General features: G+C 69.9%; 18 protein-coding genes and 1 tRNA gene. 13 read left to right on the top strand and 6 right to left on the bottom strand.

The window, feature by feature from the left end; all coding sequences use genetic code 11:
- Positions 1–13: 13 nt before the first annotated feature.
- Together ACZ4W5_RS22075 and ACZ4W5_RS22070 are read left to right on the top strand one after the other, a co-directional pair.
- Positions 14–760, top strand: coding sequence for a phytanoyl-CoA dioxygenase family protein (locus tag ACZ4W5_RS22075; protein WP_465656357.1), 747 nt, complete (start codon positions 14–16; stop codon positions 758–760).
- A gap of 62 nt (positions 761–822) precedes the next feature.
- Positions 823–1,467, top strand: coding sequence for an L-threonylcarbamoyladenylate synthase (locus ACZ4W5_RS22070; protein ID WP_465656355.1), 645 nt, complete (start codon positions 823–825; stop codon positions 1,465–1,467).
- Positions 1,468–1,537: 70 nt separating this feature from the next.
- Here ACZ4W5_RS22070 and ACZ4W5_RS22065 read toward each other — a convergent pair whose 3' ends face one another.
- The 5 genes from ACZ4W5_RS22065 to ACZ4W5_RS22045 all read right to left on the bottom strand — a co-directional run bounded on the left by ACZ4W5_RS22065 (position 1,538) and on the right by ACZ4W5_RS22045 (position 5,732).
- Positions 1,538–1,855: a hypothetical protein gene (locus ACZ4W5_RS22065; protein ID WP_465656354.1), complete on the bottom strand. Its 318-nt coding sequence runs from the start codon at positions 1,853–1,855 to the stop codon at positions 1,538–1,540.
- Between the two features lie 111 nt (positions 1,856–1,966).
- Positions 1,967–2,413 carry a plasmid mobilization protein gene (locus tag ACZ4W5_RS22060; RefSeq protein WP_465656353.1) on the bottom strand — a complete coding sequence of 149 codons (447 nt, stop codon included), beginning with the start codon at positions 2,411–2,413 and terminating at the stop codon, positions 1,967–1,969.
- Positions 2,414–2,796: 383 nt separating this feature from the next.
- Entirely contained in the window at positions 2,797–3,840 is a 1,044-nt protein-coding gene (locus tag ACZ4W5_RS22055) for a DUF2637 domain-containing protein (protein ID WP_465656352.1), read from the bottom strand.
- Positions 3,841–4,109: 269 nt separating this feature from the next.
- On the bottom strand, positions 4,110–5,393 hold the full coding sequence (locus ACZ4W5_RS22050; protein WP_465656410.1) for a DUF3631 domain-containing protein: 1,284 nt from the start codon (positions 5,391–5,393) through the stop codon (positions 4,110–4,112).
- Between the two features lie 126 nt (positions 5,394–5,519).
- A complete protein-coding gene (locus ACZ4W5_RS22045) occupies positions 5,520–5,732 on the bottom strand; it encodes a helix-turn-helix transcriptional regulator (protein WP_400469269.1) in 213 nt (70 codons plus the stop codon).
- Between the two features lie 600 nt (positions 5,733–6,332).
- Here ACZ4W5_RS22045 and ACZ4W5_RS22040 point away from each other — a divergent pair.
- The 3 genes from ACZ4W5_RS22040 (at position 6,333) to ACZ4W5_RS22030 (ending at position 11,825) form a co-directional block, all read left to right on the top strand.
- Positions 6,333–7,652, top strand: a complete 1,320-nt coding sequence (locus tag ACZ4W5_RS22040) for a tyrosine-type recombinase/integrase (protein ID WP_465656351.1) — start codon at positions 6,333–6,335, stop codon at positions 7,650–7,652.
- A 52-nt stretch (positions 7,653–7,704) separates the two neighbouring features.
- Positions 7,705–10,899 (top strand): hypothetical protein, encoded by a 3,195-nt coding sequence (locus tag ACZ4W5_RS22035; RefSeq protein WP_465656349.1) that lies wholly within the window; start codon positions 7,705–7,707, stop codon positions 10,897–10,899.
- A 161-nt stretch (positions 10,900–11,060) separates the two neighbouring features.
- Complete coding sequence (locus ACZ4W5_RS22030; RefSeq protein ID WP_465656348.1) at positions 11,061–11,825, top strand: hypothetical protein; 765 nt, start codon at positions 11,061–11,063, stop codon at positions 11,823–11,825.
- 190 nt (positions 11,826–12,015) lie between these two features.
- Here the strand turns inward: ACZ4W5_RS22030 and ACZ4W5_RS22025 are convergent, their stop codons facing one another.
- Positions 12,016–12,504 (bottom strand): YajQ family cyclic di-GMP-binding protein, encoded by a 489-nt coding sequence (locus tag ACZ4W5_RS22025; RefSeq protein ID WP_360226108.1) that lies wholly within the window; start codon positions 12,502–12,504, stop codon positions 12,016–12,018.
- Between the two features lie 218 nt (positions 12,505–12,722).
- On the opposite strand from ACZ4W5_RS22025, the gene ACZ4W5_RS22020 reads away from it, so the two are divergent.
- From ACZ4W5_RS22020 to ACZ4W5_RS21985, 8 genes are all read left to right on the top strand, one after another.
- Positions 12,723–12,803 (top strand) — tRNA-Tyr (locus ACZ4W5_RS22020).
- Positions 12,804–13,193: 390 nt separating this feature from the next.
- Complete coding sequence (locus ACZ4W5_RS22015; RefSeq protein WP_465656346.1) at positions 13,194–15,023, top strand: APC family permease; 1,830 nt, start codon at positions 13,194–13,196, stop codon at positions 15,021–15,023.
- A 411-nt stretch (positions 15,024–15,434) separates the two neighbouring features.
- Positions 15,435–15,524 (top strand): K(+)-transporting ATPase subunit F, encoded by a 90-nt coding sequence (kdpF, locus tag ACZ4W5_RS22010; RefSeq protein ID WP_360226114.1) that lies wholly within the window; start codon positions 15,435–15,437, stop codon positions 15,522–15,524.
- 1 nt (position 15,525) lies between these two features.
- The gene (kdpA, locus tag ACZ4W5_RS22005) at positions 15,526–17,187 is read left to right on the top strand and encodes a potassium-transporting ATPase subunit KdpA (protein WP_360226117.1); all 1,662 of its coding nucleotides are present in this window, start codon (positions 15,526–15,528) and stop codon (positions 17,185–17,187) included.
- The gene (kdpB, locus tag ACZ4W5_RS22000) at positions 17,187–19,301 is read left to right on the top strand and encodes a potassium-transporting ATPase subunit KdpB (protein ID WP_465656344.1); all 2,115 of its coding nucleotides are present in this window, start codon (positions 17,187–17,189) and stop codon (positions 19,299–19,301) included. Before kdpA ends, kdpB begins: the two co-directional genes overlap by 1 nt.
- Before the next feature lie 22 nt (positions 19,302–19,323).
- Positions 19,324–19,953, top strand: a complete 630-nt coding sequence (gene kdpC / locus ACZ4W5_RS21995) for a potassium-transporting ATPase subunit KdpC (protein ID WP_360226123.1) — start codon at positions 19,324–19,326, stop codon at positions 19,951–19,953.
- Between the two features lie 174 nt (positions 19,954–20,127).
- Positions 20,128–22,773: an ATP-binding protein gene (locus ACZ4W5_RS21990; RefSeq protein WP_465656343.1), complete on the top strand. Its 2,646-nt coding sequence runs from the start codon at positions 20,128–20,130 to the stop codon at positions 22,771–22,773.
- The gene (locus tag ACZ4W5_RS21985) at positions 22,766–23,461 is read left to right on the top strand and encodes a response regulator (protein ID WP_360226129.1); all 696 of its coding nucleotides are present in this window, start codon (positions 22,766–22,768) and stop codon (positions 23,459–23,461) included. The genes ACZ4W5_RS21990 and ACZ4W5_RS21985 overlap by 8 nt, the downstream gene beginning before the upstream one ends.
- Positions 23,462–23,823 lie beyond the last annotated feature (362 nt).

The following is a 23,823-nucleotide window of genomic DNA, read 5'->3' as shown; positions in this document are numbered from 1 at the left end:
ACCAGGAGATCCCGTGGCCCTCACCGCCGCAGAGAAGCACGCCTTCATGCGCGACGGCCTGCTCGTCAGGCGCGGCGCCGTCCCCGACGACCAGATCGTCCGAGCCCGTGAACTGGTCACCGACTGGTATCGCGGGTCGATGAACCCCGAGCTCATCAGCGCCTACACACAGCGGACCTTCGCACCGGAGCTCGGAAGCCACCCCGACCTGCTCGCGCTCTTCTCAGCGTCCCCGGCCGCCGAGCTCGCCCAAGACCTGCTCGGCACCGTTCGACCCGTCTCCACCGTGCAACTCCAGATCCGCATCCCCGAGGGCCAACTCGAACAGGTTCAGCCAGAGAAGGCGATGCACGTGGACGGCGTCGCCTGCCCGCACCTCGACCCCGACGAGCTCCGCAGCTTCTCGCTTCTGGTCGGCATCGTGCTGTCCGACATCACGGACCCACGGGGCGGGGCCCTGCGCTACCAACCGGGCGGGCACCTGGCCATGGCCAAGTGGTTCCGCACCGAGTGGTCCCTCGGCATCACCGAGCAGGTCCCGCCGGACCTCGACGCCCGTGCCGGCACCCCGTTCCTCGGCCAGCCCGGCGACCTGCTGCTGATGCACCACCTCGTCCCCCACGCTGTCGGCCGCAACCTCAGCCCGGAGCCACGGATCATGGCGTACTTCCGCGTAGAGCACCCCGACCACGCTCGACGGCGGCTGCAGGCACTGCAAGACCCGTGGCTCGACTACCTGGGGCTGTCGCAGCCCGCGTGAACTCCTGTCGGGGCCGGGAGCGAGCCCGGCCCGTCCACTGACTCCGAGACGGAGGGATACCTGTGCGACCGATCCCAGCAGAACAACTCACCGCCGCCGCCCGCGCTCTGGAGGCTGGCGAACTTGTCATCGTGCCCACCGAGCGGTGGTACATGATCTGCGCCGACGCCACGAACCTGGCCGCCTGCAACAGCATCTTCGACGGCAAGCAGCGGCCACGCGCCAAGTCCCTCGTACTCGTCACCCCCTCCCTGGAGGAGTGCGAGAAGCAGTTCGTCATCCACCCCGAGGCCAGGCAACTGGCCGCCGCCTTCTGGCCCGGCGACCTCGCCATGCTCCTTCCCTGGCAGAGGGTGGACGTCGGGGCGCGGCACCCCGCAGTCGGGTCGCCGGCCCTCGCCACCAACTCGTCGGGTCCACTCGGCGCCCTCGCGGCGGCGGCCCGAACGCCAGTGGCGGCGACGACCGTCAATATCTCGGGCGACGCGGGAGTCGACGCACCCGGCCCCGCGATCACCCTCGGGGAGGTCCAGCGCTTCCTGGACTCCACCGGCGTCAAGGCGACCGTCATCCTCGACGGAGGAGTCTCGCCGGCCGCCAACCACCTCACCATCGTCGACTGCTCGACATCGGCAGCCCGTCTCGTCCGCACCGGCCTTGTCCACCAGCGCGCGATCTCCGCCGTGCTCGGCCGCCAGGTGGAGTGAGAGCCAGTAGCCCGAAGTCCGGCTGACCTGTGCGTCAGCCGGGCTTCGTCTATTCGCGCAGAGCGAGCCGTCAATCCCACATGGAGCCAGCGAGGAGGCCGTCGAACGCGAGGGCCCGCATGGCGGCATCGAAGTCGGCCCACTCGCGCTCGGGGACGGTGAAGTGCTCGTCGAAGTAGGCGCGGGTGAGGCCGGGCTCGTGCCATTCGGCGGTGCAGCGGCAGCGGACGAAGACCTGGGCACGCACGTTGAGGAGGAGCCAGTCGCGGGTGGCGTCGCACTTCGGGCAGGTGATGGTGATGCCGCGCGGGTCGAGCGCGCCCGGGTGAGGGACGGCACGGATCACGGGACGGTCGGAGGTCCAGTCGGTGTCGGTGGGATCGGGCACGGGCGCCTCCAGGGGTTCTGGCCGGTGGGAACCGACACAAGACGACCCTGTGCGGAAATGTTCCCAACTAGCCAGAACTACATCAAATCGACATCAACTGCCCTGACTTCCCTACCCGCCAACGAGGTTGGCTGCGGTGGTGTCGACCTGGGAGACCGCGAGCCGGACGAGGCGAAGGGTCACGTCGAGCTCGGCGGGGCGGTGGAAGCCGTTGGCGTGGAGGGCGAAGGAGATCTGGTTCAGGTTGTTGCCGACCCGGGCCAGTTGGGCGCGGGAGTTGGCCAGTTCGTCGACTGCGCGGTCGAGTCGGTCTTGAGGATCGCCCGCGCTGAGGCCGCGGGCGTCGTTCAGACTGCTGGTCGCGCAGAAACGTGAGACGGTCTGGGTGCGGCTGGCGGCGGCGCGGCGGATCTCTTCGTACTCGGCGGCGTTGTATCGGACGGTCACACGGTGCGGGCGCTGCTGCGGGTCGCGGTGTCGGCGGCGTGGCTGGCGCGCGGGAGTGCTCGAAGCGAGGTTCTCAGGGATGTCGTTGTTCTCCTCAACCTCATCCGGCACCCCCTGGTGTCGGGTGGCCGGTGACGAGTCGAGCGCCCCCGCTCGACTCGCCGCTGGCTCCCACTCGCCGATGGGCGAGGGGGTTGCGTGGGACTGCCCGTGGGGCGGTCCCACGCGATAGCTTGCTGCGCCAGGGGCGGTCGGTTCGGACGCCCGACGCTGATCACCGCTGAGAGTGGGCGAGTTGAGGAGCGCCTCCAGATCGTTGTCGGAGCTGTCGGCGTTCTCGGGGTCGTGCTGGTGGTTTGTCAGAGGAGACTCCTGGAACGGACCGGGACGGCGGGCGGGACCGGACCGGACGGGGACGGGCTGCGGGGAGGGGACCCGGGTGCCTCGCGGGACGGGGACGGGCGAGGCACCCGGGGTGAGCGGAAGTGCGCGGATCAGTTGCCGGTGGCGGGTCCGTCGTCGTCCGGTTCGTCCAGACGGACCATCTTCATGACCGTGGTGAGGCGTTCGTCGGACAGTGTGAGGCCCTGGGCGCGGACCGCGTCCCGGACGACGGATCGGCTCAGCCGCCCAGTGTCGGTCCACGTCCGGACGGCGATGTCGGCCAGTTCGTTCAGAGACGCGCCCGGCGGACGGCCGGCGGGCTTTGAGGCCGAGGACCGCCTGAGCATTCCGCTCGGCCCCTGGCCTGCGGCTTCGCCATCGGCAGTGTCGTAGGTCCGAACCTGCTCCGCCTGGTCCGGTTCCGTCCACGGGTGGTCCGCATCACCGGACGGACGGCCCGAGCGGAACTGTCCGTCCGGGGCCGGTGCCAGCCGGCTGTCCTCGTCCGGTCCGTGCGCAGGCGGCATCGGCGTGGCGGTCCCGTCCGCTGTCCCGTTCGCCGTCCGGTCCAGTCCGGTTTGCCGGACCGCCACGGTCTGGTCCGGTCCGGCGGACCGTTCGTCTTCCGGGGCCTGTCCGCCGCCGGGAGTGGGGACTGGGGTCGCGATGGGGACCGGCACTTCGCCGTTCGGCGGGACGGCCGGCCGGGTGTGGCGGGTGGTGTGGATACCGAGGTGGACGGCTCCGGCGAGGGCGAGCGGGGAGATGGCGGACAGCATGCAGACGGAGGTGTCGCTGAGGTGCAGGTGCCCGGTGGCGGTGAGGGTCTGCTGGTTGAGGCGCACGGCGTGGAGGGTGTTGGCCCAGATGCTGGCGGCGGTGGAGGCGCCGAACAGCAGCCAGACGTAGGCGCGGGCGGTGAGCGGGGCGGCGCGCAGGAGTAGCAGGGCGCGGACGCTGTAGGCGACGAACCCGTCGATGATGAGCGGGAACAGGTAGGTCAGCTGGTCGCGGATGTGGATGGCGAGAGCCATCTGGCGCAGGGCGTCGTAGGAGAGGGCGAAGCCGGCGGCGGCGAGTAGACCGATGGCGGCGTAGTCCCAGACGGTTACACGGCGGGCGTGAGCGGCACGGCTTGTTGGGACGTGGGGCATGCGGGTGGCGGTTCTCCTCGGGGTGGTCGGGATGTTGGTGGCGGCAGGCCGTCGCATCCGTCTTGGCCGTCCACGGCCTTGCCTCACTTGGCCTGTTGCCTGACCGGTCCGTCCCGCCACCGTCCTGGTGGCGTACGCGATGCCAGGGCGGCAGAAGGGCGCGGGGACGGACGGTGCGACGGGCGGCGGGGCAGTGCCGTCCCCGTGACGGCTTACGGGGCATGGGCTGCGACGGCGGGGACGGCGTCTACCGCTTCCGGCGGGTGGGGTCAGGCAGCGTTCGCAGGCACGCGGGGAGGGAGCGGGTGGACCTTGGGGCAGTAGCGGCGCCAGGAGTCGGCGAACTTGTTGAAGGTGTAGCCCTTGCGCTGGGTGCCGTCGGGCAGGCGGATGTTGGCCGAGGAGATCTGGTAGTCCTTCAGCAGCTCGGAGAGCGGACGGGCCGTGAGCCCGCCGCGTCCGTGCTCGCCCCAGGGCGCCTCGGGGTCGTCGTTCAGTGCGGCGAGGATCGCGATGGTGGACAGACTGTCCGGGTCGCCGTGGGCGAAGAAGATCCGGCGGATGTCGGCGAGGATCCTCGCTCCGCCGCAGCCGTCCTCCTCGATCTCCTCCTCGGCGGCGACCATACGTACGCACGCCTGCCGGGCCCGGCGTGGCCAGGAACCGCCGGCGAGGTCGGCGACCGCGACCAGGGGTTCCCAGGTGTCGGCGGCCCGGTCCTCGACCGGCATGTCCGGTTCGAGGGCCTGGGCCTGGTCGTGGACCTGGGAGGCCCAGAGGGAGAGCTTGGCGCGGGTCTCCCGCAGCAGGACGCCGTCGCGGCGGTCCCGCAGCGGCGCGACGACCTCGCCGTCTGCGCGGCGGCGCATGCGGATCACGATCGACCGGTCCATGATCGTGTCGGGGAGATCGCCGATCCCGGCCAGGGCGGCCATGGCGAACGTCTCGAACTCGCGGGCCTGGTGGTCGGTGCCGACCGCCCGGGTGACCGGGCGATTGCGCTGGTGCCCGGCGTTCAGCAGACCCCGTAGGTCCTCGTACTTCTCGGCGGTCCTGGGGTTGCCGAAGATGGTGTCGACCTCGTCGACCAGCAGGGTCCGGGGCCGCTCGCTGATCGTGCGGTAGACCGCCGCCGCACTGGTGTTGACCGTGATCAGCGGGTCGTGGACGGTCTCGACCAGGACGTCCAGCAGGCGGGACTTCCCGCACCGCCGGGCCGGAGCGACGATCGCCAGGCGCGGGGCGTGGTGCCAAACCGCCTGCAGGTGCGTCGCGGCGGCCCACAGCGTGACCGCGTCGAGCGCCTCCGCCGAAGGCAGGATCGCGTACCGGCGGACATGGGCGTGCAGCTCCGCCAGCAGCGAGGCACCCGGCGACTCCGGCACGTTCGGAACTGAGTCCGTAGCCGGTAGATCGTTGGCCGCGCCTTCGGCGGCTGCAGGCTCTCCACAGGCCGTGGGCGCCAGGAGCGGCTGGTGAGTCACGCGGACGTCGGGGTGGCCCGGCTTGGCGACCGGCGGGCACGAGGCCGCAACGGCAGGAAGGTTGGACAGGTGGGACGTGGAGGTGATGAGGGACTCCAGACTGCGCTGCAACGGCGAACCGGTCGCACCGCTCGGGGGATAGGAGGGCGAGGAGGGGATTGCCGGCTTCCTCAGGCGAGTGAGAGGGGGGCGGTATCAGGCCGCCTGGTCGGTGCTCTGGCCGTCGAGCCAGGCTTCCACCTCCACCCAGCGGTACCGCAGGTGCCGGCCGACCTTGATCGCCACAGGGCCCTGGCGACGGTGTCGCCAGGCGTACACGGTCTGCAGCGGGACGCCGAGGTACGCGGCGAGCTCCTCTGCGCTGGCCAGCGGACGACGATCGAGGGCGGCATGGGAATTCTTCGGCAAAGAGGTCTCCAGAGGGTAGGGGATGGGGAATTCCGGCAGATCGGCAAGGCCCACAAGGAGCCCGGCGCGTTTCTGCGCGGGGAGGAGTCTGCACGCGGCGCGGCCGAAAACCTAAAAAGGACTCGGTCCTGCCTGTCGGACACCTCGGGCGAGGGCTAAGCCTTGCCCGAGGAGCGGCGTGCGGGGAATTCTCCACGCACCCCGGCTCGCAACCTAAAAAGGCCCCGAGCTGGCTCTCTGGCTACCCGGTCGGGGAGCGCTGTGCCTGGCAAAGCGGCACACAGAGGGATCGCTGCGAGGCCCTGTCGCAGGCGGGCAGCCCTGTTTTTTGCAGAGGGTTCGGCCGGCCTGTCGACGCAGGTCGACCGCCTGAGACGATCCGTCACTATCGGGACGATCGGACACGGATGAATCCTCTTGGGACTCCATACTTGACAAAAGGCCGCCGGGCGATCAATATCCAACACCCGCCCGAGAGTGGGCTCTGTGCGCGTTTCTTCTCAGCGGCTCACGCGGCAAGCAGATCGTCTTGCCGCGACTTTCCCACCTCACCGCCGGCCAAAGGCCGCGCCTCCCCATGTCCCCGACCAGAGGAGCCGAATGGCGACCGTTTACGACACCTGGCACAAGACCCACCCGCGCCCCACCGACAAGCCCTGCGGTGAGCACAAGGGCAAGTACCCCACCGCCGACCACGGCAAGGGCAAGCGCTGGCAGGTCCGCTACCGAGACCCCAGCGGCGAGCAGCGCAAGCTCAACTTCGCCCGGCGGGCCGATGCCGACGCGGGGGCTTCCCGCCTCGACAACGACCTCAACCGCGGTGCCTACATCGACCCCGCCCTCGGCAAGGAGACGTTCCGCGAGGTCGGCGAGCGATGGCGCGCGAGCGCCGTCCACGGGTCGAGCACCATCGAGCGCGTCGACCGGGCGCTTCGCCTGCACATCTACCCGATCCTCGGCGACGGGGCCATCGCGGGCGTCAAGACCTCGGACATCCAGGCGTGGGTCAAGGACCGCTCGAAGGTGCTGGCGCCGTCGACCCTGAGGGTGCACTACAGCTACGTGACCGCGATCTTTCGCGTTGCGGAGCTGGATCGCCAGATCCCGTTCAACCCGACGAAGGGGGTGAAGCTGCCACCTCCGCCGCGCAAGGAGATCGTCCCGCTCGCCGTCGAGGTCGTGGCGGCCCTGGTCGACGCTGCCCCCAGCTGGTACCGGGTGCTACTGCTCCTGGCGGCGGCCTCGGGGCTGCGGCAGGGTGAGCTGTTCGGGCTCGAGCTGGCGCACATCGACTTCAAGCGCGGCACGGTCCAGGTGAAGCAACAGGTGGTCGGCCCCGATCGGGGTGAGCCCTACCTCGCGCCACCCAAGACCCACGAGAGCTACCGGACGGTGCCGGTGGCCAAGCCCGCGATGGACGCGCTGGCGGCGCACCTGGAGAAGTACCCGGCCCGCCGGGTCGACATCGAGGACCGCACCGACCCGCGCCCCGCCAAGTGGAAGCGCCGGAAGGCGCTGCTCGTCTTCACCAACGAGCGCGGTGAGGCGATCCGCCGCGCGGCCTGGGCGGCGGTCTGGGAGAACCTCGTGCGCGTCGCCGACAAGGCCCTGCTGAAGCAGCACGAGGGCGCGCTCAAGAGCTGGGAGCGCCGTGGCCGGCCGGACGACGCGGAGCCGACGCTCCGCCAGGTGCCGGACGACGCGACGATGCACGACCTCCGGCACTTCTACGCCTCGGTGCTGATCAAGCACCGAGAGAGCGTCAAGACGGTGCAGAAGCGGCTCGGCCACGCCAAGCCGTCGATCACGCTGAACACCTACACCCACCTGTGGCCGGACGAGGAGGACACCACGAGGGCGGCGATCGAGGCTGTCTTCAGCGCCGTGCCGTCGATGTGCCCTCCTCGGCAGAAGCTCTGACTGTCGGTTCACGCTCCCGGAGCTGTCAGACCTGGCTGTCACACTGAGCCCCATGCCTGAGCAAGATTCGTTCGTGGACGGACGCTGGGAGCCGGTCCGGACCGACCCCGTCTTGAGCACCCCGCCTGGTCCTGGTGGACCAGGCAACGTCCCGCCTGGAGAGGATCTCGATCTTCACATTGGGTGGGATCGTTTCGAAAGGCTTGTCCTGGCCGTGGCGAATCGCTCGCTGGGTCTGCGAGGCGCCAAGTTCCGGCGATACGGGGTCCAGGGACAAGCACAGCACGGTATTGACCTGGCTGGCCGTGAACCTGACGACCAGTACACGGTAGTCCAGTGCAAGGAATACCAGGTCTTCACGGCCGCGGACCTCCGTGCGGCAGTCGAGACGTTCACCACGGGCAGGCGCCCGTTCGACGCCCACAGCCTGATTGTCGCGACCTCCGCCTCGACCCAGACGACTCAGGTGGCCGACGAACTGGGGCGGCTCCGGAGCGAACACCCGGACCTGGAGTTGGAGCTGTGGGGCGCCGAACAGATCAATGACCTGTTGCGCCCGCACGGCGACGTGGTCGCCCAGTTCTGGACTCGGGAGACGGCCGTACAGTTCTGCACGGGGGCGCCCTTGCCAGGGGTACCAGTTCCGCCGCTGGATCGACAGGAACAGGCATTGAGGATCCTCATCGGCCCTCTTCGGACCGATGATGTCGCACCAGCGCTTCGCCAGGCGGAAGAGCAACGGTCAACGAACCCGGAAGAAGCTGCGCGTGCGTACGCTGATCTCGCGAGGCAGCTCGACGAAGCGGGTTTCCGCGGGCACGCGGGGGTCCTGCGTGGCAAGCAAGTCGATGCGCTGCAGCTGGCCGGCCGCCCTGACGAGGCGGCTGAACTCGCCGCGCAGTTGGCCGTCAGCGCACTGAATCGGGGCGAGTGGTACGAACCGAGAGCGCTGGCCGACCTGTTGGAGAAATTGGCAGCCCAGGCGGAGGCAGCCGGAACCGAGCATGCGCCCCACACCCGGCGCCACTCCCAGCTGGTAAACGCAGCGGTCATCAGTGCTTTTCACCCCCTTGGCGACTTCAGTGCACTCCAGAGTGCACTCGTGACCGCATCGTCGGTGAAGCCCGCATATCAACCACTCCTGGTACTCCTGCTGGCCGAGAATCGCCTTGCCACGGACCCAGAGCGGGTTCAGGACCTGGACCCGCTCGTCAGGGAAGCGATCACTGGCGCGCAGTCAGCGTCTGTTCTCCCTGGCTTGGACGCGGTCCTACGACTGCGGCTGGTCCGCGCAGCTTATGACGCTGCCGAGCGGACTCAACTGCTACGGGAGGCCCGCCGCCATCAGATGTCGGGGCGGCATGCTGCACAGGTCCACGCCCGCGAGGCTCGTCGGTGTGCAATCGAGGGGCAGGCCGAGGAAGCCGTGGAAGGCTGGCGGGACGGGGTGCACGACGGCATCCACGCTGGGTTGGCCGAAGAAGCAGCTGAATGGCTATATGCCATTCGGGCAGTGAACGCCCTCTACGGTCCGTGGTTGTCGGATATCGATGATGAGCATCGTCTGGCCCAAGCACTGCGCGCGACGGGAACTGGGCGCCTTCTGGAGCGGGCACGCCCTCCCCGTGAGCACGCTCTGTCGGCATTGAAGGCAGATCGGCCGAGCGAAGCCGCCCAATGCGCGATGCGCTGGCTCACTGACACCGTGATCACGGCCGACTGGGCGGGTGAGATCGAGGCGTTGGAGTTCCTCGGCGACCTCTACCGTGACAATCAGGAACCCGTGCTGGCCGCCAAGCACTACGTGCGTGCTGGCAAAACGAGCAAAGCGAAGGAGCTAGCTGCGGCAGTCGGTGACCTGTTCCTGCCGATCGGGTCGATCTCCCACGGCCCGTGGTGGGTCCTGAGCGCGCAGGCCGGCCTGTTGGAGGTGCAGGCCGATCTCATCAGGGACGGCGCTGTCGGGACATTCCTCGACGAGTTGACCGACTTGGCTGTGCGCGGCAGGGCAGGCGAACTGGCAGAGTCGCCTTCCGGCACGCTCACCCACCAGGCGACACAGAGCGCCTGCGTCCTCGCTGCCCGCGGGACACCAGTACAGGCCCAGGCTGTTCTGGATCTCCTCGCTCCCGACGTGCCACGCGAGTCGAACCGGTACCACCACTCGGACGACGGTCACGCTTCTGCGTGCCGTGCCATTGCGGCTGCGCACCCGAGCCTTGCCGCGCTGGCGCTCAACCGCCTGTTCGACCTAGCGGAGAGATCCGTCGACAAGGCCCTCCAACTACTGGCAGATGACGAGGTCATCGGCCTGCTGGCGAGCAATCAGTCCTCCCTAGGCGAAGAGGACAAGATGAGGCTGCGACAGAGAGTCGGAGAACTCGACCAACAGGGCATCTTCCGTGCCGACGTCGCCCACGCCCTGATCGAGCCCGACCACCCGCTGGTGCGCAGCCGAGCAGAACAGGCCCGCGATCGCATTCTCCAACGGCCGTGTCCCCAACCTGGAAGCGCTGCGTTCGGCACCAACCTGACCGCGGACTCCTTTCTGGTGAGCAAGCTCGACCAGGCGGATCGTGACGCATGCCTGACCAAGGTCCTGGAGATCGCGTCGGACCCGAACGAGGTTGCCTTGAACAGGCAGGAAGCACTCACCGCGGCTCGCAACTTGCTGATCGACGCACCCCTCACGGTGAGGCAGCGCGCGTTTCGCATCGCTCAGGGCTTTGTGGGCGGGGCGCATGACGGCAGCTACCTGGACGAGCTGAGCGGAACGCCACACCCACTCAGTTTCTTCAGGATCTCGTTTGGGAGTGCGTCGCTGCGCGGGGAGGCGTTGGCCCTGGCCAGCGCTGCGGCGGAGGCGTCTGTCGATCACGCTTGGGTGCGTGACCACGCCATCTCGATGTTGCGCGCGGACAACGTTGATGACCTGAAGGCGGCGGCCAGGGTCTTGAACTGGCTCCCGAAGGACGAGGCACGACGAGTTGACGCTAGCCTTCTGGCTACGCATCATTACGTCGCCGTGCGCCAAGTCAGCGCGCTCCTGTGCCTGAGGGATCTTGGCCGTTTCCATGACACGGCGGTGAACCTCACCAAGGATGCTGACTATCGGGTGCGACTCATCCTCGCTCAGTCGGCTGCCAAAGCCAGCCACGAAGGATCGCTTCCGGCCAAGGAAATCACAGAGCTGCTTTCGGCTGACCCGCGCTACTGCGTTCGAGCAGCAACTCGGGTCGCGCAGTAGGGATCCGGCGGACACCACCTACCACAGGGCCGCCAAGCGAGACCGGGCGCTTCATCGGATGTGAGCCTTTGGAGATCAACTGCCATGGTTTTAAGGAGCGTTGTCGGAGGCTGCCTCTACCGTGTGCGAGGTGGAGTTCATCTTGACGAGGAGGAAAGCCCATGGCCGAGCAACTGCGCCGGAACTACAGCAACGCCACCGTGGCCGCGTTGATGACCCTGGCCCGAGGTGGGTGTTATGCCCCGCGGTGCGGCGCTCCGACCGTGCGCGTCATCGACGGGGAGCCGGTGTTGAACCTCGACATCGCGCACATCCGCGCCCTCAAGCCGGAGGGGAAGCGGTTCGACGCGACGTGGACCGTGGCGCAGAGGAACAGCTTCGCCAACCTGTTGCTGCTGTGCAACGTGCACCACAAGCGAGTCGACGGGGCGGGTGGGGAGACGTACACCGTCGAGATCTTGGAAGGGTGGAAGCGCGTTCGTGAGGCGGATGGACGAGACGCCCTGGCGGGGCTCAGCGGCCTGACCGAGGCCCGGCTAGTGGAGATGATCTGCGAAGCGCAGGAGGCATATGTCGAGCGGATCGGCCCTCTCCTGGAAAGCGTCGCGAAGGAGATGCCGGAGTTGGCGTCGCTGGTGAAGGTCCTCAGGTCAGATCTGGAGGTGCTGCGAGGCCGTTGGCCGGCAGTCTCAGAGGACACAGCCTGGATGCTTCACCAGGCCAGCAACGGGCTCCAGCACCTCCAGGACAACGCCCCTTCGCTGCTTGAGGCCAGTCGTGGCCTGAGTCACCTCCAGGACAACGCCCTGCTGCTGGCGAATGCCACCATCGCCCTATCGGGACTGGTTGAGCTCCCATCCGAGCTGAGCTCGGCTGCCAAAGCCGTCCGGCAGGCAGCTGTCAAGCTGGCAGACGCAAAGTACTGAGGGCCTCTGGGCTGCAGGCCGGCGTCGACCGGAGTGCCGCGACCAAGCGGGCGTGCGCAGGGCCGGAGAGGGCTCATACGCAGCGGCGAGGGCACATCGAGGACTGCCGGTGGACATCGGTTCCACCGAGTGCCCTCGATGTGCCCTCCCGGGCCGGGGAGCTAGCGTTTCCGCAGGTCAGCGGGGTCGACTAGCGGTAGTTCACGAACTGGATCGCGAAGTCGAGGTCCTTGCCCTTGAGCAGGGCCTGGACGGCCTGGAGGTCGTCACGGCTCTTGGAGCTGACGCGCAGCTCGTCGCCCTGGACCTGGGCCTTGACGCCCTTCGGGCCCTCGTCCCGGATGATCTTCGCGACCTTCTTGGCATCCTCCGTGGTGATGCCCTCCTTGATGTCCGCGAAGATCTTGTACTCCTTGCCGGACAGCTGCGGCTCACCGGCGTCCAGAGCCTTCAGCGACAGGCCGCGCTTGACGAACTTCGTCTGCAGCACGTCCAGGATGGCGAGCACGCGCTCCTCGCCGTTGGCCTTCATCTCGATCTTCTCGCCGGAGCGCTTGATCTCGCCGCCCACGCCCTTGAAGTCGAAGCGGGTGGCGATCTCGCGGGAGGTCTGGTTGATCGCGTTGTCGACCTCCTGCCACTCGACCTTCGAGACGATGTCGAAACTGGAGTCGGCCATGGGTGTTGGTCTCCTTGATGCTCTGGCTTCACTGACACGGCCCGCCCCACCGGACGCCCGCCGCCCAAGCCTATCCAGCGCCACCCGGGCCCCGCCCGTGACCGCCGCGCGGCGGTCCTTGATCATCGCGTGATCTACCGAGTGGCGTAGCACCCCCCGGGATCAGGTATGGTTTACCACGTCGAACGGAGCCGAGAAGCCCCGCGAGACACCATCCTGGCTGGTTGCCCGAGCGGCCAAAGGGAGCAGACTGTAAATCTGTCGCGCAAGCTACGCAGGTTCGAACCCTGCACCAGCCACCGGATAGGAACAGCCCCCGATCTGCGGAAACGCGGATCGGGGGCTTTTTCGTGCTGTCGGGCGGAATCGAACGGCGGGGCCGACCGGCGGGGCCGTCCGGGGCGGCTGCCGGCACTTATTGCGCATTGCTTGCAATTACCTCGGCCAGGCAGCAGAGTGGGAGCCCGGGGGTGGGAGTCCTTCGACCGAGCTGATCGTCTTCCCAACCGGCGCCCGCCGGGACAACGGCTCACCCCACCCCCGCCAAGCCCCCTCCCGCCGTACGGCGGCGGCGTCAAGGCCGCGTCAAGGGCGCTGGTGACGGCGTCAGGAACGCGTAGGGGACGGGCTCGGCCCGGGCGTGCGAACCGCAGGATTCGGAGCAACTACCGACTGCGGAGGTCCGTCCGATGTCCAGCGCCATCTCCAGCCCGGCCGTCACGGCCGACGAACCGCCGGATACCGGGGCGGGCGACGAACGGCACCGGCTCAGCGCCCTCGGCGGCCTGGCGGCGCTGTCGTTGGACGCGATGGCCTCGGTGGCCTACGGCCCGGAGGCGGTCGTGCTGGTGCTGGCCGCGGCCGGTGCGTACGGGCTGGGCTTCACGGTGCCGGTCACGGTGGCGATCGCCGTCCTGCTCGCGGTGCTGGTCGCCTCCTACCGGCAGGTGATCGCGGCCTTCCCGGACGGCGGCGGCTCGTACGCGGTCGCCAAGGCCCACCTGGGGCGCCGGACGGCGCTGACCGCGGCCGCCTCGCTGGTGATCGACTACATCCTGAACGTCGCGGTCTCGGTGACCGCCGGAGTGGCGGCGCTGACCTCCGCGATCCCCGGCCTGTACGACGACCGGGTCTGGCTCTGCCTGGGCGTGCTCGCCCTGGTGACCGCCGTCAACCTGCGCGGCATCGCCGAGTCGGCCCGCCTGTTCCTGGTGCCGACCGCCGTCTTCGTGCTCTCCATCCTGGCGATCATCGTGGTCGGCCTGTTCCGGGACGCCCCGGCGAGCACCGCGGCCGCCGCCGGCCACGCCTCGGTGCTCGCCGAGAACGCCACCGCGGTCGGCGCGCTGCTGCTGCTCAAGGCCTTCGCGGCCGGCTGCTCGGCGCTGACCGGCGTGGAGGCGGTGGCCAACGCCGTCCCCTCCTTCCGGACCCCGCGGGTGAAGCGGGCCCAGCACACCGAGGTCGCGCTGGGCGCCCTGCTCGGCGTGATGCTGATCGGCCTGGCCGTGCTGATCGGCCGCTTCCACCTCCAACCGGTCGACGGCGTCACCGTGCTCGCCCAGCTCGCGGACGCCTCGCTCGGCCACGGCGCCGGCTTCTTCGTCGTCCAGTTCGCCACCGTGGTCCTGCTCGGCCTCGCCGCCAACACCTCCTTCGGCGGCCTGCCGGTGCTGATGGACCTGCTCGCCCGGGACAACCACCTCCCGCACGTCTTCGCGCTGCGCGCCGACCGCCAGGTGTACCGGTACGGCGTGCTGTTCCTGGCCGCGGTGTCGGCCGCGCTGCTGGTCGGCTCCGGCGGCGACGTCAACGACCTGGTGCCGCTCTTCTCGATCGGCGTGTTCGTCGGCTTCACCATCTGCCAGGTCGGCATGGTCCGGCACTGGCACCTGAACCGTCCGGCCGGCTGGCGGTGGAAGGCCGCGCTGAACGGCTTCGGCGCGCTGCTGACCGGCGTCGCGACCCTCGTGGTGACCGGCACCAAGTTCACCGAGGGCGCCTGGGGCATCGTGGTGGCCCTGCCCCTGCTGGTGGTGCTGTTCGAGGCGATCCACCGCAGCTACGGGCGGATCGGCGAGCGGCTGGAGCTCGGCCGGGTGCCTGGCCCGGTGACCCGCCGGCGCAGCCTGGTGGTGGTCCCGGTGACGGCGATCACCCGGCTCACCCGGGACGGCCTGTCGGCGGCGCTCTCGCTGGGCGACGAGGTGTTCGCGGTGACCGTGGTGCACGATCCGGCGGACGCCGAGGCGCTGCGCCGGGACTGGGAGCTGTGGCAGCCCGGCGTGCCGCTGCTGGAGATCCCGGAGGACCACCGGCGGCTCGGCCAGCCGATAGCCGACTTCGTCAACCGGCTGGGCGAGGAGCACGCCTACGACCGGCTCACCGTGCTGATCCCCGAGGTCGAGCCCGCGCACTGGTGGCAGCGGGCGCTGCAGAACCGGCGCGGCGCCGTGATCGACCGCGCCCTGCGCCGGCACACCGACGCGGTGGTCTGCCGGCTGCGGATGCGGATGTGATCCGACCGCCCCGGTAGGCGCGGCGGACGGGCCCCGGTACGACGCCGTGTCGTACCGGGGCCCTGCGCATGCCCGCCCGGCGCGTGCCCACCCCGTACCGCGGCGCCCTACCCGAAGCACCCCAGGTCTCGGCCCGATCACGGTGGTCTCGGCCCGGTGAAGCGGGCGTCAAGGTCGCGTCAACGGACCGCTGTCACCCGTATGGAGGGCGTCAGGGCTCCCTAACGCGCCTTAGACGGCTGGTTTGCTTCCTCTGCCGGTCGTCCGCCGGCGCCGTACGGAAGCCATTCGGCCCGTTCGCGGCATCCCCCGAACCACGCTGGTGGAGCCCATGTCCGATCTCATCTACGTCGGTGTCACGGTCGCCGTGTTCGCCGTCATCGCCCTGATCGCGCGGGGGGTGGAGAAGCTGTGAGCGCTGAGAACCTCGCTGGTCTGGTCGTGGCCGTCGCGCTCGTCGGCTACCTCGTCGTGGCGCTGATCTTCCCGGAGAAGTTCTGACATGGGATCCACTCTCGCGGGCTGGCTGCAGGCCCTCGCCCTCGTCGGCGCGCTGGCCCTGTGCTACCGCCCCCTTGGCGACTACATCGCCAAGCTCCTCACGTCCGCCAAGCACCTCAGAGTCGAGCGCGGCATCTACAAGGTGATCGGCGTCGACGGTGACGCCGACCAGCGCTGGCCGGTGTACCTGCGCTCGGTGCTGGCCTTCTCGGCCGTCTCGGTGCTGTTCCTCTACGGCCTGATCCGGCTCCAGGGCTACCTGCTGCTGAACCTGGGCGTCCAGCAGATGGAGGGCCACCAGGCCTGGAACACCGCGATCTCCTTCGTCACCAACACCAACTGGCAGTCCTACAGCGGCGAGTCCGCGATGGGCCACCTGGTGCAGATGGCGGGCCTGGCGGTGCAGAACTTCGTCTCCGCGGCCGTCGGCATCGCCGTCGTCGCCGCGCTGATCCGGGGCTTCACCCGCAACCGCACCGACCGGGTCGGCAACTTCTGGGTGGACCTGGTCCGGATCAACCTCCGTCTGCTGCTGCCGCTGGCGATCGTGTTCGCGCTGGTCCTGGCCGCCAACGGCCTGATCCAGAACTTCCACGGCTTCACCGAGGCGCACACCCTCACCGGTGAGATCCAGAAGATCCCGGGCGGCCCGGTGGCCTCCCAGGAGGTCATCAAGGAGCTCGGCACCAACGGTGGCGGCTTCTTCAACGCGAACTCCTCGCACCCGTTCGAGAACTCGACCGGGTTCACCAACTGGCTCGAGATCTTCCTCATCCTGCTGATCCCGTTCGCCCTGCCCCGGACCTTCGGCCGGATGGTGGGCGACAACCGCCAGGGCTACGCCATCGTCGCGGTGATGGGCCTCTTCTGGGTGGCCTCGACCGCCCTGATGACCCTCGCCGAGGCGCAGCACCACGGCACCGCCCTGCAGGCCGCCGGTAGTGCGATGGAAGGCAAGGAGCAGCGCTTCGGGATCGCGGCCAGTGCCCTGTTCGCCACGTCGACCACGCTGACCTCGACCGGTGCGGTGAACTCGTTCCACGACTCGTTCACGCCGTTCGGTGGCGGGATCACGATCTTCAACATGATGCTGGGCGAGATCGCGCCCGGCGGTGTGGGCTCCGGCCTGTACGGCATGCTGATCCTCGCCGTCGTGGCCGTGTTCGTCGCCGGTCTGATGGTCGGCCGCACCCCCGAGTACCTGGGCAAGAAGCTCGGCGGCCGCGAGATGAAGTTCGCCTCGCTGTACATCCTCACCACCCCGACCATCGTGCTGGTCGGCACGGGCGTGGCGATGGCGCTGCCGGGCGAGCGGGCCGGGATGCTCAACTCGGGCGCCCACGGCTTCTCCGAGGTGCTGTACGCCTTCACCTCGGCTGCCAACAACAACGGTTCGGCCTTCGCGGGCATCACCGTCAACACCGACTGGTACGACACGGCGCTCGGCCTGGCGATGGTCTTCGGCCGCTTCCTGCCGATCGTCTTCGTGCTGGCGTTGGCGGGTTCGCTCGCCCAGCAGCAGCCGGTGCCGGCCACCCCGGGCACCCTGCCCACCCACAAGCCGCTGTTCGTGGGCCTGCTGTCGGGCGTGATCCTGATCGTCGTCGGCCTCACCTACTTCCCGGCCCTGGCTCTCGGGCCGATCGCGGAAGGTCTCTCCTGATGTCCACCCCTACGCTCAACCCCGCACCGGCCGACAAGGCCGAGCCCGCCGCGCCGCACAGAGTGCAGAGCGGCCTCCTCGACCCGAAGCTGATCGTCGCCTCCCTGCCGGACGCGGTGAAGAAGCTCGACCCCCGGGTGATGGTCAAGAACCCGGTGATGTTCGTGGTCGAGGTGGGCTCGGTGGTCACCACGATCTCCGCGATCGCCAGCCCGTCCGTGTTCGCCTGGGCCATCACCGTCTGGCTCTGGCTGACCACGATCTTCGCCAACCTGGCGGAGGCCGTGGCCGAGGGCCGCGGCAAGGCCCAGGCCGACACCCTGCGCAAGACCAAGACCGAGTCCGTCGCCCGCCGCCTCACCAACTGGCCGGCCAGTGACGCCGAGGAGGAGGTCCCCGGCACCGCGCTCCAGCTCGGCGACCACGTGGTGGTCGAGGCCGGGCAGGTCATCCCCGGCGACGGCGACGTGGTCGAGGGCGTCGCGTCCGTCGACGAGTCGGCGATCACCGGCGAGTCCGCGCCCGTCATCCGCGAGTCCGGCGGCGACCGCTCCGCGGTGACCGGCGGCACCAAGGTGCTGTCCGACCGGATCGTGGTGAAGATCGCCTCGGAGCCCGGCAAGTCCTTCATCGACCGGATGATCGCCCTGGTCGAGGGCGCCGCCCGGCAGAAGACGCCGAACGAGATCGCGCTCAACATCCTGCTGGCCTCGCTGACCATCGTCTTCCTGGTCGCGGTCGTCACCCTCCAGCCGATGGCGACCTTCGCGGGCGCCCCGCAGTCGATGATCGTCCTGGTCGCCCTGATCGTGGCGCTCATCCCGACCACCATCGGCGCGCTGCTCTCCGCGATCGGCATCGCGGGCATGGACCGTCTCGTCCAGCGCAACGTGCTGGCGATGTCCGGCCGCGCCGTCGAGGCCGCCGGCGACGTCAACACCCTGCTGCTCGACAAGACCGGCACCATCACCCTGGGCAACCGCCAGGCCGCCGAGTTCCTGCCCGCCCCGGGCGTGTCCACGGACGAACTGGCCGGCGCCGCCCAGCTCTCCTCGCTCGCCGACGAGACTCCCGAGGGCCGCTCGATCGTGGTCCTGGCCAAGACCGAGTACGGCCTGCGGGCCCGCGCCCAGGGCGAGCTGACGCACGCCACGTGGGTCCCGTTCACCGCCCAGACCCGGATGTCGGGCGTGGACCTGGACGAGGCCGACGGCGTCCACCAGGTCCGCAAGGGCGCGGCCGGCTCGGTCGCCAACTGGGTGACCGACAACGGCGGTTCGGTCGGCGACGAGGTCGCCACCCTGGTCGACGGCATCTCCGCCGCCGGTGGCACCCCGCTGGTGGTGGCCGCCAAGGTCGGCAGCAGGCCCGCCCGCGTCCTCGGGGTCATCCACCTCAAGGACGTGGTCAAGGAGGGCATGCGGGAGCGCTTCGACGAGCTCCGCCGGATGGGCATCAAGACCATCATGATCACGGGCGACAACCCGCTGACCGCCAAGGCGATCGCGGAGGAGGCCGGCGTGGACGACTTCCTCGCCGAGGCCACGCCCGAGGACAAGATGGCCCTGATCAAGAAGGAGCAGGAGGGCGGCAAGCTGGTCGCGATGACCGGCGACGGCACCAACGACGCCCCCGCGCTCGCCCAGGCCGACGTCGGCGTCGCGATGAACACCGGGACCATGGCGGCCAAGGAGGCCGGCAACATGGTCGACCTGGACTCCAACCCGACCAAGCTGATCGAGATCGTGGAGATCGGCAAGCAGCTGCTCATCACCCGCGGCGCGCTGACCACCTTCTCGATCGCCAACGACGTGGCCAAGTACTTCGCGATCATCCCCGCGATGTTCGCCGGGGTCTACCCGGGCCTCAAGCACCTCAACATCATGGGCCTGCACAGCCCGCAGTCCGCGATCACCTCGGCGATCATCTTCAACGCCCTGGTCATCATCGGCCTGATCCCGCTCGCCCTGCGCGGCGTGAAGTACCGCCCGTCCGACGCCAGTTCGCTGCTGCGCCGCAACATCGGGATCTACGGGTTCGGCGGCCTGGTGGTGCCGTTCGTCGGCATCAAGCTGATCGACCTGATCGTCCAGTTCATCCCCGGCCTCAGCTGACGCAGGGAAGGAGAGAAACGCCATGTCCAAGCCCCTGCCGACCACCGTCCGCACCCACTTCACCGCACTGCGCGTGCTGCTGGTGCTCACGGTGATCCTCGGAGTCGCCTACCCGCTGCTGGTCACCGGGATCAGCCAGGTCGCGTTCAGCGACAAGGCCAACGGCTCGCTGGTGAAGTCCGACGGGAAGGTGATCGGTTCCAGCCTGCTCGGCCAGAACTACAACCTCCCCAAGAAGAACCCGGACGACACCAAGGAGGAGCCGGTGCCGGACCCGAAGTGGTTCCAGCCCCGCCCCTCCGCCAACAACTACGCCGGCGACAGCTCCGGTGCCAGCAACCTCGGCCCGAACAGCGACGACCTGCTCAAGGCGGTCGACGACCGCCGCAAGGCCGTCGCCGAGTTCGACGGCGTCGACCCGGCGAGCGTCCCGGTCGACGCGCTGACCGCCTCCGGCTCCGGCCTCGACCCGCACATCTCGGTGGCCTACGCCAAGGAGCAGGTGAACCGGGTCGCCAAGGAGCGCAAGCTGCCGGTGGAGACGGTCGCCCGGCTGGTCGACAAGTACACCGAGAGCCGCTCGCTCGGCTTCCTCGGCCAGGAGGGCGTCAACGTCGTCCTGCTCAACACGGCCATCAGCGAAGCGAAGTGACCGGGCAGCAGTGACCGAGCAGAAGTGATCGGACAGTGACACCGCACGACATACCAGGATGACCGGGCCGGCCCGGGCGCGGGAGGATGCTCCCCGCGCCCGGGTCGGCCGCACCGTATCCGCAGACGCGTACCGTCCTCCGCCGCCACCTCCTGATGGAAAGAAGCAGTGCCCATGGCCCGCGACCTCACCCCCGGCTCCGGCAGCCGCACCGGTCGGCTGAGGGTGTACCTCGGCTCCGCCCCGGGGGTCGGCAAGACGTACCGGATGCTGGACGAGGCCCGGCGCAGACAGGAGCGCGGGGCCGACGTCGTGATCGGGTACATCGAGTGCCACGGCCGCCGCCACACCGAGGCCATGATCGACGGCCTGGAGGTCCTGCCGCGCGCCCGCCGCTCCTACCGCGACGCCGAGTTCGAGGAGATGGACCTCGACGGGGTGCTCGCCCGCCGTCCGTCCGTCGTCCTGGTCGACGAACTGGCCCACACCAACATCCCCGGCGGCCGCCACGCCAAGCGCTGGCAGGACGTCGAGGAACTGCTCGCCGCCGGGATCGACGTCATCACCACCGTCAACATCCAGCACCTGGAATCGCTGAACGACGTCGTCCAGAAGATCACCGGGATCCCGCAGCGCGAGACCGTCCCGGACGAGGTGGTCCGCCGGGCCGACCAGCTCGAACTCGTCGACATGGCGCCCCAGGCGCTGCGCCGGCGGATGGCCCATGGCAACGTCTACAAGGCGGAGAAGGTGGACGCCGCGCTCTCCAACTACTTCCGGGTCGGCAATCTCACCGCCCTGCGCGAGCTCGCCCTGCTCTGGGTGGCCGGGCGGGTCGACGAGGGGCTGCGCGACTACCGGGCCAGCCACAACATCGACCGGGTCTGGGAGACCCGCGAGCGGGTGGTGGTCGCCCTCACCGGCGGCCCGGAGGGCGAGACCCTGGTCAGACGGGCCGCCCGGATCGCCGTCGCCGCGGGCGGCGAGCTGCTGGCCGTGCACGTGTCCCGCAGCGACGGCCTGGCCGGCGCCTCCTCCGGCGCACTCGCCCAGCAGCGGCAACTGGTCGAGAGCCTCGGCGGCAGCTACCACGTGGTGGTCGGCGACGACGTCCCCACCGCGCTGCTGGCCTTCGCCCGCGCCCACGACGCCACCCAGCTGGTGCTCGGCACCAGCCGTCGCGGCCGGATCAACCGCTTCCTCACCGGCCCGGGCACCGGGCAGACGACCGTGGACGCCTCCGAGGACATCGACGTCCACATGGTCACCCACGAGTTCACCGGCCGCGGCCGGCTGCCCTCGCTGGGCCGGCGCCACTCCCGGCGCCGCACCGTCGTCGGCTACCTGGCCGGCCTGGTGATCCCCTGGCTGCTCACCGCCGTGCTCTCCCAGGCGCACGACACCATCAACCTCACCACCGACGCGCTGATCTTCCAGCTCGGCGTGGTCATCGTCGCCCTGCTCGGCGGTGCGATGTCCGCCCTGCTGGCCGCGTTCATCGCCTCGGTGCTGCTGAACTACTACTTCATCCCGCCGGTGCACAGCCTGACCATCGGCGAGACCAACAACATCGTCGCCCTGGTGGTCTTCGCCGCCATCGCGCTCGCCGTCTCCACCGTGGTGGACCACGCCGGCCGGCTCACCACCCGGGCCGCCCGGGCCACCGCCGAGGCCGAGACCCTCTCCACCCTGGCCGGCAGCGTGCTGCGCGGCGCCGACGCGCTGCCCGCCCTGCTGGAGAAGTCCCGGACGGCCTTCGGCATGCAGACCGTCGTGCTGCTCTCCCGCTCCGACGGCGAGGTGCTCGCCCACAGCGAGGCCGAGTACCCGGACGAGGACGAGGCGCAGCAGGAGACCACCGAGGTCCCGGTCGGCGCCGACGCCGTCCTGGTCCTCACCGGCCGCCGGCTGCCGGCCGCCGACCAGCGGGTGCTCACCGCCTTCGCCGCCCACGTCGGCGCCGCGCTGGAGCGCGACCGGCTGGCCGTGGTCGCCGCCGAGGTCGAACCGATCAAGGCCGCCGACCGGATGCGCACCGCCCTGCTCGCCGCCGTCAGCCACGACCTGCGCACCCCGCTGGCCGCCGCCCGCGCCTCGGTCGGCTCGCTGCTCAGCCCGGACGTCGAGTTCTCGCCCGAGGACCAGACCGAACTCCTGGAAACCGCCGACGAATCGCTGGTCAAGCTCACCCGGCTGGTCGACAACCTGCTCGACATGAGCCGCCTCCAGGCCGGCGCGCTCACCCTGCACCTCACCGAGACCCACCTGGACGAGATCCTGCCGCGGGCGCTCGACAGCCTCCCCGACCCGTACGCGCCGGTCCAGCCGCTCGACCTGGACACCGCGCCGCCGGTGCTCGCCGACCCCCCGCTGCTGGAGCGGGTGCTCGCCAACGTGATCACCAACGCGCTGCGCTACAACGCCCCCGGCGCGCCCGTGCTGGTCACCGCCAGCCACCACGCCGACCAGGTCGAGATCCGGGTGATCGACCGCGGCCCCGGCATCGCCCCCGAGGACCGCGACCGGGTCTTCCTGCCCTTCCAGCGCCTCGGCGACACCGACAACACCACCGGGGTCGGCCTGGGCCTGGCCCTCTCCCGCGGCCTGGCCGAGGCCATGGGCGGCAGCCTGGAGGTGGAGGACACCCCGGGCGGCGGCACCACCATGCTGCTCACCCTGCCCGCTGCCGCTGAGCCCGCCGCTGCCGAGCCCGCCGGGAGCGGGCCCGCCGCCGCTGAGCCCGCTGTCAACGAGCCCGCCACCGAGCACCGCGCCACCGAGCACCGCGCCACCGGGGAGGAGCCACCGCACCATGAGTGAGCACACCATCGAGAACTGCGAGATCCTCGTCGTCGACGACGAACCGGCCCTGCTGCGCACCCTGCGGATCAACCTCAGCGCCCGCAAGTACGCCGTCCGTACGGCCGCCAGCGGCAGCGAGGCGCTCGACCGGGCCGCGCACTCCGCCCCGGACGCCGTCCTGCTCGACCTCGGCCTGCCCGACCTCGACGGCATGGACGTGCTGCGCGGACTGCGCACCCACAGCGCGGCGCCGATCATCGTGCTCTCCGGCCGCGCCGACGCCGCCGACAAGATCGGCGCCCTGGACGCGGGCGCCGACGACTACCTCACCAAGCCCTTCCTGATGGACGAACTGCTGGCCCGGTTGCGGGCGGTGCTGCGCCGGCCGCTGGGCCCGGTGCCGCTGGGCCGGCCGGTGATCGGCGACCACACCGTCGACCTCGCGGCCACCACGGTGGTCGGGCCGGGCGGCCCGGTGCGGCTGACCCCGACCGAGTGGCGGATCCTCGGCCTGCTGCTCGCCAACCCCGGCCGGCTGGTGCCCGGGCGGCAGATCCTGCGCGAGGTGTGGGGGCCGGCCCAGGAGGCGCGCGGCAACTACCTGCGGGTCTACCTGGCCGGACTGCGACGGAAGTTGGAGCGCGACCCGGCCCGGCCGCGGCACCTGATCACCGAGCCGGGGATCGGCTACCGGTACGTGCCGTAGGCACCGGTACGTGCCGTAGGTACCGGTAAGTGCCGGGGCCGGTCCCGACCGGGACGGCGTCAACGAGCCGTCAAGAGACGGTCGGTGGGCGACAGGGGAGCGTCAAGGCCGGTCGGGGACGGTGTTCCGTGGTCGTAGTGTCAGTGCCGGAACGAGCGGTTCCGGCTCCTTGTGGGGGAGGTCCGGGGTCGCTCCAGCCGCCGGCCAAGGGCGGCCAGTAGTGGGGGAGGGGGGGGGGGACCCCCCCCCCCCCCCCCCCCCCCTCCCCCCTCCCCCCCCCCCCCCCACCCCCCGCCACCAGACCGCCCGGGGAATTTCCACCCCCCCGTGTCCCCCCAACCCCCGACAGAGTTTGGTCCGTT

The organism is Kitasatospora sp. NPDC029367 (assembly GCF_055569135.1).
Note: the sequence above shows the minus strand (reverse complement) of the source record. Positions and strands in the feature narration are given on the sequence as shown.